The sequence below is a fragment of the Amycolatopsis sp. BJA-103 genome (assembly GCF_002849735.1).
Taxonomy (GTDB): Bacteria; Actinomycetota; Actinomycetes; order Mycobacteriales; family Pseudonocardiaceae; genus Amycolatopsis.
Map to the genome: position 1 here is coordinate 6,392,402 of NZ_CP017780.1, position 12,056 is coordinate 6,404,457.

Below are 12,056 nucleotides of genomic sequence, written 5' to 3' on the forward strand. Positions count from 1 at the left end.
CTCCCCGATCGACTATCCGTGGTCCTCCAGCATTTCGGTGACCAGCGCCGCGATCGGCGAGCGCTCGGAACGGGTCAGCGTGACATGCGCGAACAGCGGATGTCCCTTGAGCTTCTCGATCACCGCCGAAACGCCGTCGTGCCGCCCGACCCGCAGGTTGTCGCGCTGCGCGACGTCATGTGTGAGCACGACCCGCGAAGCCGTGCCGAGCCGCGAAAGCACGGTCAAGAGCACGTTGCGCTCCAAGGACTGCGCCTCGTCGACGATGACGAACGTGTCGTGCAGCGACCGGCCGCGGATGTGCGTCAGCGGGAGCACCTCGAGCATGCCGCGGTCGAAGACCTCGTCGAGGACGTCCTGGCTGACCAGCCCGCCGAGGGTGTCGAACACCGCCTGCGCCCACGGCTGCATCTTCTCGCTCTCGGAACCGGGCAGGTAGCCCAGTTCCTGCCCGCCGACCGCGTACACCGGCCGGAACACCACGACCTTGCGGTGCTGGCGGCGTTCCATCACCGATTCCAGCCCCGCGCAGAGCGCGAGCGCCGACTTGCCGGTACCGGCGCGCCCGCCCAGCGAGACGATGCCGACATCGGAGTCCAGCAGGAGATCCAGCGCCACCCGCTGCTCGGCCGACCGGCCGTGCAGGCCGAACGCCTCCTTGTCACCCCGCACGAGCCGGATCCGCTTGTCCGCGGTGACCCTGCCCAGCGCGCTCGAACTGCCCGCGAGCAGCCGCAACCCGGTGTGACAGGGCAGCTCACCGACCTCGGGCATCCCGAATTCCGCGGGATCCACGGAAGGCCCGCTGAACAGCGCGTCGACCAGGGTCTGCGGGACGTCCACATCCGCCATTCCCGTCCAGCCCGAGGGCGTCACCTCCTGCGCGCGGTACTCGTCGGCCTCGAGGCCGACGGCGCCCGCTTTGACACGCAGGGGGATGTCCTTGGTCACCAGCGTGACCGACGCGCGTTCCGCCGCCAGGTTGAGCGCACAGGCGAGGATGCGGTGGTCGTTGGAGTCGGTGCGGAAGCCGACCGGGAGCACCGTGGGGTCGGAGTGGTTCAACTCCACCTGCAGGGTGCCGCCGTGCTCACCGATCGGGATCGGCGCGTCGAGCCTGCCGTGCTGACGACGCAGGTCGTCGAGCATGCGAAGCGCTTCGCGCGCGAACCACCCCAGTTCGGGATGGTGACGTTTCGCCTCCAGTTCACTGATGACGACCAGCGGGAGTATGACCGCGTGTTCGGCGAAACGAGTCACCGACCAGGGGTCAGAGAGCAGGACCGACGTGTCGAGCACGTAAGTGGACCGCTGGGATTCGGGCGAGATCGAGGCTTTCTCCGGGCCAGGGGCACCGGTCGAAGAACGGCCAGAGGCCTTGCGGGGTGAACGCTGCGCAGTCACGACGGCATCTCCCTCGTGGGCGTGGCACCACGCCCGCACTCGCTGGGCCGGGCACCTCCCTGGCTAACCGCTCCTTCTGACGCTTTCCGCGTCAGTCGGCACGGCCGCGAGGGCCGGGTGCCGGCCCCCTCGTGCATCCACTGGGCGGCTGTGCCGCCCTGTCGACAACTGCCACGACCAGGGCCTCCCGTGAGAGTCCGCATGGGACGCGAACCCTCACTTTCGGAAGGTACCTGCGTCGGGGCGATCGCGCAGGCAGCCACCACGGTGATTCGCCAAACCGTCATCTCACTGTCGGTCGCGTGACATCAACACCTGGTCACCATCACGGTGCGTAGTGTCGATCACCATTCAGGGACGCTCGTCGACGTGACCCGGATGGATTAACGCGACAGAGGGCGTTCGCCTGATCGAAATCCGGGTTCTACCACGGTCGGTAGCGGAGCGCATTTTGCGTCCGAGACAGAGAACCGTACCGAGTGAAATGAACCTTTTTCGGCTCACACAATGGGATTACGAGGCGGTCACAAGACCTGAATAGCGAGTAATTTTCTCACTGCGGGACACACCCACCGGATCTCCGTGCCCCGGATCCCTGAATATCTCTACCAAGGAGTGTGCGCAGTGCTGAAGAAGGCTGGTTTCGTTTCCGCCGTCGCCGCGGGTCTCATGATGGTCGGCGGAACCGCGTTCGCCGCGACCGGTGACACCACCGGTACCCCGGACCCCACGTTCGGTGACGCCTACAACACCTTCATCGAGGGCGGTGGCGCACTGGGCTACGGTGCCGCTTCCCTGGTCGCCGGCGCCTACACCGGTGTCCTCACCAGCCCGGCCCTGGTCCTCCACTCGCTGGAGCACCACCACCACTGATCTTCGGTGTGGACGTCGAAGGCCCCGGAAGTGCACTCCGGGGCCTTCGTCTTGTCCGAAGTCAGGTACCTCAGGAACCGAAGCGCCGATGCCGCCAGGCGTAATCACGCATGGCGCGGAGGAAATCGACCCGGCGGAATGCGGGCCAATACGCTTCGGTGAACCAGAATTCCGAATGGGCCGATTGCCAGAGCAGAAATCCGGAAAGCCGCTGCTCACCCGAGGTGCGGATAATCAGATCCGGATCGGGCTGGCCCGAGGTGTACATGTGTTCGGAAATATGGTCGACGTCCAGGATCTTCGCGAGTTCGCGGATCGAGGTGCCCTCGTCGGCGTGCTGGAGCAGGAGCTTGCGGACCGCGTCGGCGATCTCCTGACGCCCTCCGTAACCGACCGCGACGTTGACCTCCATCCCGGAACGCCCCTCAGTGCGCTCCGCGGCCGCGCTGAGGGCCTTCGCGACCTCCGGCGGCAGCAGGTCAAGGGCTCCCACGATGCGGAGCCGCCACGGCGTGTTCGGCGCGGCGAGTTCGTCGGTGACGTCGGTGATGATCTTCAGCAAGGGGCTCAGTTCCTCGGCCGCGCGGCCGAGGTTGTCGGTCGAGAGCAGCCACATGGTGACGACCTCGACGTCGGCCTCGTTGCACCAGCTCAGGAAGTCGGCGATCTTCTTGGCGCCGGCGCGGTGGCCGTCGGCGACGTCGGTGAAGCCCGCTTCGCGCGCCCAGCGACGGTTGCCGTCCAGCATGATGGCGATGTGGCGTGGATGGCGCCCCTTGGCCTGCTGGATCAGGCGCCTGCCGTAGGCGCTGTACACGACGTCTGACAAGAAGGACCGAAGACTCACGCCAGTGGAGAGTAGTCACCCCGCGGGCCTCAGTGGGACGCGCCACGGAGACTGGTAAAAAACCTACGGTGCCGTAACCTGGGAGGAGTGAGCGTAGAGTCCGAACAGCAGCCGTCCGGCCCCGCGCCCTTGGTGGACACGCGTCCGCGCCTGCGCGGGCACATCCACTTCTGGTCCTTCTTCGTCGCAGTCGCCGGCGCCGTGACCCTGATCAGTCTCGCCGCGTCCACAGTGTCGCCCATAGCCGCTTTGTCCACTTCGGTCTACGGGCTGACCGTGCTCGGTCTCTTCGGCGTCAGCGCGCTGTATCACCGTCGCTTGTGGAGCCCACGAGCATACGAATGGATGAAGCGCGCCGACCATTCGATGATCTTTCTCTTCATCGCGGGCACTTACACGCCGTTCACCCTTCTGGCGATGTCCCAGCCGACCGGGTACATCGTGCTGGCGATCGTGTGGGGCGGCGCGATCGGCGGCGTCACCCTGAAGATGCTGTGGCCGAACGCGCCTCGCTGGCTGGGTGTGCCGATCTACATCGCACTGGGCTGGGTCGCCGTCTTCGTCCTGCCCGAATTGGGCGCGCACGCCGGTGTCGCGGCGCTCGTCCTGCTCTGCGTCGGCGGGCTGTTCTACACGCTGGGCGCGGTGTTCTACGCCGTCAAGTGGCCGAACCACTTCCCGGACACCTTCGGGTACCACGAGTACTTCCACGCCTGCACGGTGCTGGCGGCCAGCTCGCACTACGTCGCGATCTGGCTGGCGATGTACGCCTGACACCTCGCCACTAGGGTGAGGTGATGGGGACGATCAGGCAGGTCCAAATCACTTTCGACTGCGCGTCGCCCGAGCGCGTCGCCCGGTTCTGGTGCGAGGTGATGGGTTACGTCGTACCGCCGCCCCCGGAGGGCTTCGCGAGCTGGGACGCGTACAACGACTCGCTGCCGCCGGAGGACCGGGACAAGGGCTTCGTCTGCAGTGATCCCACCGGGGCGGGCCCGCGGATGTACTTCCAGCGCGTTCCCGAGGGCAAGGTCGTCAAGAACCGGGTGCATCTGTGTGTGCGGGTCGGCACCGGGCTCGTGGGCGCCGAACGCCTCGCCGCCCTCGAAGCCGAGCGCGATCGGCTGATCCCGCTCGGCGCGGTCTGCGAACGCGTGATGCTCGCCGACGAGGAGAACGAGTCCTGCATCGTCATGCAGGACATCGAGGGCAACGAGTTCTGTCTCGACTGAGCGGTTCAGATCCCGAGCGCGTGGGTGAAGACGTTCCGCGGATCCCATCGCGCCTTCACCTGCCGCAGACGCGGGTAGTTGCCCTGGTAGTACAGCGTCTGCCAAGGCACGCCGGACGTGTTCCAGGCCGGATCGGCCAGGTCGACGTCGGGATAGTTGATGTACGAACCGTCGTCGACCGGCACGCCACCGGTCGACGAGTAGACGTCCCGGTAGAACTCCCGCACCCAGGCCAGGTTCGCCGCGTCGTCGGACTGCTCCAGCCAGAGTGAGCTGTAGACCGCCTTCATGATCGCCCCGCGCTGCGCGATCGCGGTCGCCTCGGGGGCGACGGCGCCGACCTGGCCGCCGTAGCCGATGAGCTGCATCCCGCCCTGGACCGTGGTCTCCCCGCTCAAGTGCCGCCGAATCGCCGCGATCTGGGCATCGGTGAACGACCGGTTCAGGTACGCGGCCTTGATCTTGTAGCGGCGCGTCGCCACATCGCCGGGTTGCCCGAGGCCCGGCCAGGTCGTCATGTGCGACCACGGCGACTTGTGCCGATAGGTGTACGCGGGCTCGACCCCGAGCCCGGTGACGAGATCGGTCACCAGCCGATCCACACCGGGGAGGTCGGCGTCGGCTTGAACGGTCAGTTCGAAGCCTCCGTTGTCGCGGTGCTTCAGGTCGAGGATCGGATACAGACCGGCGTTCGGCGAGCCGGGGGCGCTGTTGCGTTCCATCCAGGTACCGAAGTTCCGCAGGACCCGGGCGAGCGCCTGTTCGTCCCAGGACCAGACGGCCAGACAGGTCAGCATCTCCCGCGGTTGCGGAGGCAACAGCCGGGCCGGATCGGTGCCGGTGGCGCCGGGCGAGCGGAGCCAGTAGCGCGTCACGACGCCGAAGTTGCCTCCGCCGCCACCGGTGTGCGCCCACCACAAGTCTTGGTTCCGATCGCGCGACGCGACGACCGCGCGCACGCCCGCCCGGTCCGCCACCACCACCTCGACGGCTTCCAGGTGATCGACCACGGCGCCGTACCGACGCGACAGCGGACCGTACCCGCCGCCGGCGATATGCCCGCCCGCGCCGACCTCCGGGCAGCCGCCCGCCGGGATCGTCACGCCCCAACCGCGGCCGAGGGTTTTGTACACCTGCCCGAGGGTCGCGCCGGGTTCGACGAAGAACGCGCGGCGTACGGGATCGAAGCCGACGGCGTCCAATTGCGACAGATCGATCAATGTCCGCGCCGCCGGATCGGCCGTGAAGTTCTCGAAACAGTGCCCGCCGCTGCGGACCGCGACCCGCCGCCCCGCGCGGACCGCGTCCGAAACCGCGCGCACGACCTGGCCTGTGGTTCCGGCCAGCCGGACTTCGTCGGGGTCGCCGACGAACCGGAAGTTGTTGGCGCGTACCAAACCGTCGTAACGCGGGTCGCCGCGCCGGATCGTCAGCGGGCCGGACTCGGCCGCGTCGGCGGCTCCCGCGAGGCCGATGGTCGCTCCGACGGCGGCCGCGCCGGCCAGCACTCCGCGTCTGCTCAACTCGTTTCCCATGCGGTTCAGCGTCGCGGGATCGAGGACGGCGCGCCTCAGCCGAACGCGGGGGACGCAGGCGGAAACGACGGGTCAGCCGGAGGTATGGCGCGATCAACTGTTCGGCCGGGTGGGTCGTGACCAGGACGGACACACGCATGTTCCCTCTGGCACAAGAAAGTGCCTTCTTCCCAGCCCCCACCACAGGAACCATGATCGTCGTCATGGCCAAGAACGCACCGCCCCGCGCCCTCGACGACGCCGCCCTCAGCGCCTTCCTCGCCGAGCACACCTTCGGCGCCCTCGCGACCCTCAAGCGCGACGGCCGTCCGCATCTCTCCACCGTCGTCTACAAGTGGGATCCCGAGACCCGCGAGATCCGGATCAGCACGACCGAAGACCGTCTCAAGGTCAAGCAGATCCGCAACAATCCGCACGCGTCCCTTTACGTCTCCAGCGCCGATCACTGGAAATTCGCCGTCGTGGAAGGGGAAGCGGAACTCTCCGAAGTCGTCCGGACACAGGAAGACCCGGACGAGCGCAGGCTTTTCATCACCCTCAAAACCGGGAAACTCTATGGCACAGCCCTCGACATCGCTTAACGTACGCACCTGGAAAAGGCCAGGTGAGGAGACGCCCGATGTGGGAAAAGCGGATGGAGTGGCCGCTCAACGCCGCCGCCGTACTGTTCCTGGCCGCCTACGCGTGGCCGATCCTCCAACCCTCGCTCGGGCACACCGGCCGGGTCTGGTGCGAGGTGGTCACCTGGGTCTCCTGGGCGGTCTTCGCCCTGGACTACGGCGTCCGCCTCAAACACGCCGAGGACAAACGGGGTTTCCTGAAGAACAACATCTTCGACCTGCTGATCATCGTGCTCCCGCTGATCCGGCAGTTACGGCTGCTCCGGCTGGTCACGGTGCTCAACGTCCTCAACCGCAACGCGGGCTTGTCGCTGCGCGGCCGCGTCGTGATCTACACGGTGGGCGCGACGGCGCTCATCGTGTTCTGTTCGGCACTCGCCGTACTCGACGCCGAACGCGCCGCGCCGGACGCGCCGATCTCCGACTTCCCGGACGCGGTGTGGTGGTCGATCACGACGATCACCACGGTCGGCTACGGCGACCGGTACCCCATCAGCGGCACCGGCCGCGTCGTCGCGGTGGGACTGATGGTGGCCGGGATCGCCCTGCTCGGTGTGGTCACCGCGACGCTGGCGTCGTGGCTGATCCGCCGGGTGACCGAAGCCGACGAGAGCGCGCAGGCCGTCACTCGCGAGCACCTCGACGAGCTGACCCGCGAGGTCAAGGCGTTGCGGGTCGAGCTCGCCGAGCAGCGTGCCGGGCTCAGTCCTGCAGCATCGGAGCCGCTAGGTACTGCTCGGGGATAGCGAAGGCGTCCACGAGCGTCCGCGCGTGCGGGCGCAGGTCGGCGCACAGCGCGTTCACCGCGGCGGTGACGGCCTTCGAGCGACCCGAGGTCAGGCGTCCGTGTTCGAGGAACCAGCCTCGATCCGCCTCGATGTTCACGAGCGCGTAGAGGTCGCAGACGCGCTCGAGCAGTTCCCGCGCCTCCGCGTCGGCACAGCGCTCGATCGCGCCGATGAACGCCTCCAGCACCACCCGGTCGACGTGCACCCGTCCGGCGCGCAGCACGTGGTCCTGCGCGTCGTTGAAAACGCCGAAGGGATCCGACGCGGCCTTACGCAGACGTTGCGCGACTCCGCCGAGTACGTGCTCTTCGCGGTCTTCGAACAGCTTCAGGTGCCATTCCCGCGAGTAGAGGACGTCGCTGTCGTCGGCGTCGGTGAGCCGCTCGACGACCTTGCGCGCCGACGTCCGTTCGATCACGGCCTCGACGAACTGCTCCGCCACGAACCGCGCGGTCGCGAGCGGGCTCAGGTCTTCGAAATGGTCCTTGTAGCTGGTCAGCAGGCCCTTCGCGACCAGCTGCAGCAGCACGGTGTTGTCACCCTCGAAGGTGGTGAAGACATCCGTGTCGGCCTTCAGCCCGGCGAGCAGGTTCTCCGAGAGGTAGCCGGAGCCGCCGCACGCCTCGCGAGCGGCCTGGATGGTGGCCGTCGCGTGCCAGGTCGAGACGGCCTTGATCCCGGCGGCCCGCGATTCCAGCTCTCGCTGCTCTTCCTCCGGCGCGTCCTCGGCGATGTCGTGAAGTGTCGAGACGAGCGCTTCCTGTGCGAAGTGCAGTGCGTACGACGTCGCCAGCGCGGGCAGCAGTTTCCGCTGGTGGGCGCGATAGTCGAGGATCACGACCTCGTCACCCTCGGGCCGCGCGAACTGCCGCCGCTGCTCGGCGTACCGGACGGCCAGCGCCAAAGCGCGCTTCGTCGCGCTGCCGGCACTGCCCGCGACGCTGACCCGTCCGCGGATCAGCGTGCCGAGCATCGTGAAGAACCGGCGCCCGTCGCTTTCGATCGGGCTCGTGTACGTACCGTCCTCGGCGACATCACCGAACCGGTTGAGCAGCGCCTCGCGTGGAACCCTCACCTGGGTGAAAGTGAGCCGCCCGTTGTCGACGCCGTTGAGACCAGCCTTACGGCCGCAGTCCTCGATCTCGACACCGCTCGCGCCCTCACCGCGGATCGGCACCACGAACGCGTGCACGCCGCGCGACTCGCCGCCGGTGATCAGCTGCGCGAACACGACCGCGACTTCGCCGTCGCGGGCGGCGTTGCCGATGTACTCCTTCATCGCGCCGCGGTCCGGCGTGTGCACGACGAACTCGCGCGTGGCCGGGTCGTAGGTCGCGGTGGTGCGCAGGTGCTGGACGTCCGAGCCGTGGCCGTGCTCGGTCATCGCGAAACAGCCCAGCAGGTCCAGGTCCTTGATCTTGCGCAGGTAGCGCTCGTGGTGACGCTCGGTGCCGAGCAGCTGCACCGCGCCGCCGAACAGTCCCCATTGGACGCCTGCCTTGACCATCAGCGAGAGGTCGCCGAACCCCAGCATCTCGAACGACATCACCGAACCGCCGACGTCGCCGCCACCGCCGTGCGCCGGGTCGAAGCCGAGTCCCGGCCGGTCGGTGCGGGCGAGCAGCCGCAGCCAGTCGAGGACCTGCGCGCGGTGCGCCTCGACGTCGAGGTCGACGGGGTCCTTGAAGTCCTCCGCGGCCATCTGCGCGCGTACCGCGCGGCGAAGCCCGGCCCACCGTCCATCGAGGACGGTGGTCAGCGCGTCCGGGTCGATCTTCGCGGGAAGTCCTGGTGTGTCCACGATTCCTCCGATGCGGTGCGGTCTGCGCTCAGCCTGCCGCACCGCATCGGGGGGCGCAGCACGAATCGGACCGGCTTCCCCAGTTCGGCAACCCTCGGACGTCGAACACCGCTTGCCCGCGGAGACGCCCGCCTCAGGAAAGGTCCGGTCCCTGTGAGCGGAGATCGTCGACCTTGGTCATCGCTTCCCGGAGCTCGGCGAGCCATGTGTCCGCGTGCTCCCCGACCAGCCGGACAGCCCAGGCCAGCGCCTCGGACCGCGACCGCGCGACGCCTGCGTCCACGAGGGTGTCGAGGACCAGGCGTTCGGGCTGCCGCAGCCTGGTCATGACCGGCGCCGAATGCGTGGTGAACAGGTGCCTCGTGCCACCGAGGCTCGCGCCCCAGGCGACCTTGCGCTGATACCGGTGCTCGGCCTGGCGCGCGATCTCGATCCGCTCGTCGCGGGTCTCCTCGCGGAACCTGCTGATCCGGCCGTCTTCGGCCGCCGCGCGGGCGGCGTCGTCGGCGTGGTCACCGGTGAGCGGCTGGAGTTCGCCGACGATGACGATCTCCTCGCGATCCACCGTGACCTGGGGGTCTCCGGTGAACCAGCCCTCCGGGAGCCGTCCGCCGAACCACGCCGCCGCGTCGTCCGCCGAGGGGGTCTCCGCCTGCTGCCAGCCGCCCCGGCCCTTCCAGCCACCGCGTCCCATATGCCTCGCCGTCCTGAAGTAGGTGTGCATGCTCGCCTCCGCGATTACATGATTACAACGCTACCGACGCTACGCTCGCAACGGCCGAAAGACAGCCGTGTTCTCCCCCGGCGAAACCTGCGGTCGACGGTCCCCCGCGCGCGCTAGGAAAGGCCCGTTACTTGCAAATTTTGCAAGTAACGGGCCTTTCCTAGCAGTGCTCAGCCGAGCTGGGCGCGCAGCTCCTCCGCCGTGGTGACCGGACGCTCGCACACGTACCCGCGGCACACGTAAGCGGCAGCGCCACCCTCGACCAGCGGGCGGTCGGCGAGCAGCGGCACGCCGTCGGCATCCGGAGTCCCGCTCACGACCACAGCGCCGTCCGACAGCGCGGAGAGAGCCGCGGCCAGCAAGTCCGAGCGCGAAGCGGCATCCGGACCGATGACGGCCACCTGCACCGGACCGGCAGCGGCGGCTTCGGCGACGGTCAGCCAGTGCCCGGCGAAACGCGGCGCGCGCGAGGCGAGCAGTCCCGAGCGGGACAGCGCCTGCTCGGCCGCCTCGCGGTAGCGGCCCACCTGGTCGTGCCCGGCCAGCACGGACGCGGTCAGCAACGCGTTCGCCAGCGCCGAGGCTCCCGACGGGCTCGCGTTGTCGGTCGGGTCGGAGGGCCGCTGCACCAGCACCTCCGCGTCGTCGGCCGTGTCGTAGTAGGCACCCGGCGAGTCCGGGACGTCGAAATGCGCCAAGGCGAGGTCCAACAAGGTGATCGCGTCGGCGAGCCACCGCGGCTCTCCGGTCGCCTGGTGGAGTTCGAGCAGCCCCTCGGCGAGACAGGAGTAGTCCTCCAGCACCCCGGCCGTCGTGCCGACGACGCCATCGCGCGAGGTTCGCCGCAGTCGTCCGTCCACGAAATGGGTGTCCATCAGGAAAGCCGCCGCGCGGGCGGCCGCATCGATCCACTGTGGACGGTCGAGCCGGGCGCCCGCCTTGGCGAGCGCGCCGATCGCGAGCCCGTTCCAGGCGGCGATGACCTTGTCGTCACGGGCGGGCTGAGGGCGTCCGTCCCGCGTGGCCAGCAGGGCGCGGCGGACGCGCTCGTAACGCAATTCGTCCTCTGGATGCGGCTCACGCAGCCGCAGGGTCGACGCGCCGTGCTCGAAGTTGCCCCGCTCGGTCACCTGGAACAGCTCGGCCGCCCATGCGCCGTCCTCCTCACCGAGTACCTCGACGAGCTGCGCGGGTGTCCAGACATAGGTGAGCCCTTCGACGCCCTCGGTGTCCGCGTCGAGCGAAGCGGCGAATCCGCCCTCGGCCGTCCCGAGATCACGCAGCAGGAACTCCGCGGTCTCCTCGACCGTCCGCCGCGCGTACGCGAGCCCGGTCACGCCGTGGAACTGAGCGTAGAAACGCAGGAGCAACCCGTTGTCGTACAACATCTTTTCGAAGTGCGGAACTTTCCAGCGCGCGTCGACCGAGTAGCGCGCGAAGCCACCGGCGAGCTGATCGTTGAGTCCACCGAGGGCCATCGCCTCCGCGGTGTGCGTGACGGGGCCGAGATCGGATCCGGTGCGCTCGTGGTGACGGAGCAGGAAGTTCAGCGCCATCGTCGGCGGGAACTTCGGCGCTCCCCCGAAGCCGCCGGTCTCGGCGTCGTATTCCTTGCGCAGCAGGGCGACCGCGGCGTCCAGCGCAGCGGCGTCCACAACGGACTCGGGCAGCGGGCCGCTCTTCTCCGTGAGATGGGCGATGATCTGCTGGGCGCCGGACCGCAGTTCGTCCGGACGCTCACCCCAGGCCTCGGCGACGGCGACGAGCAACTGCGAGAACGACGGCATCCCCGGTCGCGGCGACGGCGGGTAGTACGTACCGCAGTGGAACGGCTCGCCCTCCGGGGTCAGGAAACACGTCATCGGCCAGCCGCCCTGACCGGTCATCGCCTGCGTGGCCGCCATGTACACCGAGTCGATGTCCGGGCGCTCCTCGCGGTCCACCTTGATGTTGACGAAGTTCGCGTTCATCAGCGTCGCGGTGGCTTCGTCCTCGAAGGACTCGTGCGCCATGACGTGGCACCAGTGGCAGGCCGCGTAGCCGACCGAAAGCAGGATCGGCACGTTCCGCCGTTTCGCCTCGGCCAGCGCCTCTTCTCCCCAGGGCCACCAGTCCACCGGGTTCTCGGCGTGCTGCAGCAGGTACGGACTGGTCGCGGCCTTCAGGCGGTTCGACATGCCATCAGGGTCGCACGCGGAAAAGCGGGCGCGCGGAACGGCCGTCTGCGCGACA

General features: G+C 68.4%; 11 protein-coding genes. 5 read left to right on the forward strand and 6 right to left on the reverse strand.

What is annotated here, in order from left to right:
• Window positions 1–12: 12 nt before the first annotated feature.
• A complete protein-coding gene (locus tag BKN51_RS28130) occupies window positions 13–1,299 on the reverse strand; it encodes a PhoH family protein (RefSeq protein ID WP_101610507.1) in 1,287 nt (428 codons plus the stop codon).
• 729 nt (window positions 1,300–2,028) lie between these two features.
• On the opposite strand from BKN51_RS28130, the gene BKN51_RS28135 reads away from it, so the two are divergent.
• A complete protein-coding gene (locus tag BKN51_RS28135) occupies window positions 2,029–2,277 on the forward strand; it encodes a hypothetical protein (protein WP_101610508.1) in 249 nt (82 codons plus the stop codon).
• Window positions 2,278–2,347: 70 nt separating this feature from the next.
• Here BKN51_RS28135 and BKN51_RS28140 read toward each other — a convergent pair whose 3' ends face one another.
• Window positions 2,348–3,124 carry an isoprenyl transferase gene (locus tag BKN51_RS28140; RefSeq protein ID WP_168214410.1) on the reverse strand — a complete coding sequence of 259 codons (777 nt, stop codon included), beginning with the start codon at window positions 3,122–3,124 and terminating at the stop codon, window positions 2,348–2,350.
• Between the two features lie 132 nt (window positions 3,125–3,256).
• Between BKN51_RS28140 and trhA the strand changes: the two genes are divergently transcribed.
• Both trhA and BKN51_RS28150 read left to right on the forward strand, forming a co-directional pair.
• Window positions 3,257–3,898 carry a PAQR family membrane homeostasis protein TrhA gene (trhA, locus tag BKN51_RS28145; protein ID WP_101610510.1) on the forward strand — a complete coding sequence of 214 codons (642 nt, stop codon included), beginning with the start codon at window positions 3,257–3,259 and terminating at the stop codon, window positions 3,896–3,898.
• Between the two features lie 23 nt (window positions 3,899–3,921).
• Window positions 3,922–4,356: a VOC family protein gene (locus BKN51_RS28150; protein ID WP_101610511.1), complete on the forward strand. Its 435-nt coding sequence runs from the start codon at window positions 3,922–3,924 to the stop codon at window positions 4,354–4,356.
• Window positions 4,357–4,361: 5 nt separating this feature from the next.
• Here the strand turns inward: BKN51_RS28150 and BKN51_RS28155 are convergent, their stop codons facing one another.
• The gene (locus BKN51_RS28155) at window positions 4,362–5,891 is read right to left on the reverse strand and encodes an FAD-binding oxidoreductase (protein WP_101610512.1); all 1,530 of its coding nucleotides are present in this window, start codon (window positions 5,889–5,891) and stop codon (window positions 4,362–4,364) included.
• Window positions 5,892–6,094: 203 nt separating this feature from the next.
• Here BKN51_RS28155 and BKN51_RS28160 point away from each other — a divergent pair, with 203 nt between their 5' ends.
• Complete coding sequence (locus BKN51_RS28160; RefSeq protein ID WP_101613502.1) at window positions 6,095–6,472, forward strand: pyridoxamine 5'-phosphate oxidase family protein; 378 nt, start codon at window positions 6,095–6,097, stop codon at window positions 6,470–6,472.
• 38 nt (window positions 6,473–6,510) lie between these two features.
• Entirely contained in the window at window positions 6,511–7,257 is a 747-nt protein-coding gene (locus tag BKN51_RS28165) for a potassium channel family protein (protein WP_101610513.1), read from the forward strand.
• On the opposite strand, the gene BKN51_RS28170 is transcribed toward BKN51_RS28165, so the two are convergent.
• The 3 genes from BKN51_RS28170 to BKN51_RS28180 form a co-directional block, all read right to left on the reverse strand.
• A complete protein-coding gene (locus BKN51_RS28170; protein ID WP_101610514.1) occupies window positions 7,214–9,100 on the reverse strand; it encodes an acyl-CoA dehydrogenase family protein in 1,887 nt (628 codons plus the stop codon). The two genes, BKN51_RS28165 and BKN51_RS28170, sit on opposite strands and share 44 nt — an antisense overlap.
• A gap of 133 nt (window positions 9,101–9,233) precedes the next feature.
• Window positions 9,234–9,794 carry a hypothetical protein gene (locus BKN51_RS28175; protein ID WP_101610515.1) on the reverse strand — a complete coding sequence of 187 codons (561 nt, stop codon included), beginning with the start codon at window positions 9,792–9,794 and terminating at the stop codon, window positions 9,234–9,236.
• Between the two features lie 200 nt (window positions 9,795–9,994).
• Window positions 9,995–12,001 (reverse strand): thioredoxin domain-containing protein, encoded by a 2,007-nt coding sequence (locus tag BKN51_RS28180; RefSeq protein ID WP_101610516.1) that lies wholly within the window; start codon window positions 11,999–12,001, stop codon window positions 9,995–9,997.
• Window positions 12,002–12,056: the final 55 nt, after the last annotated feature.

What these genes read in the sequence shown, in the direction of transcription:
- BKN51_RS28150 (WP_101610511.1), top strand. Translation starts at nt 3,922, where the DNA reads ATGGGGACGATCAGGCAGGTCCAAATCACTTTCGACTGCGCGTCGCCC.
- BKN51_RS28155 (WP_101610512.1), bottom strand. Translation starts at nt 5,891, where the DNA reads ATGGGAAACGAGTTGAGCAGACGCGGAGTGCTGGCCGGCGCGGCCGCC.
- BKN51_RS28160 (WP_101613502.1), top strand. Translation starts at nt 6,095, where the DNA reads ATGGCCAAGAACGCACCGCCCCGCGCCCTCGACGACGCCGCCCTCAGC.
- BKN51_RS28165 (WP_101610513.1), top strand. Translation starts at nt 6,511, where the DNA reads ATGTGGGAAAAGCGGATGGAGTGGCCGCTCAACGCCGCCGCCGTACTG.
- BKN51_RS28175 (WP_101610515.1), bottom strand. Translation starts at nt 9,794, where the DNA reads ATGGGACGCGGTGGCTGGAAGGGCCGGGGCGGCTGGCAGCAGGCGGAG.
- BKN51_RS28180 (WP_101610516.1), bottom strand. Translation starts at nt 12,001, where the DNA reads ATGTCGAACCGCCTGAAGGCCGCGACCAGTCCGTACCTGCTGCAGCAC.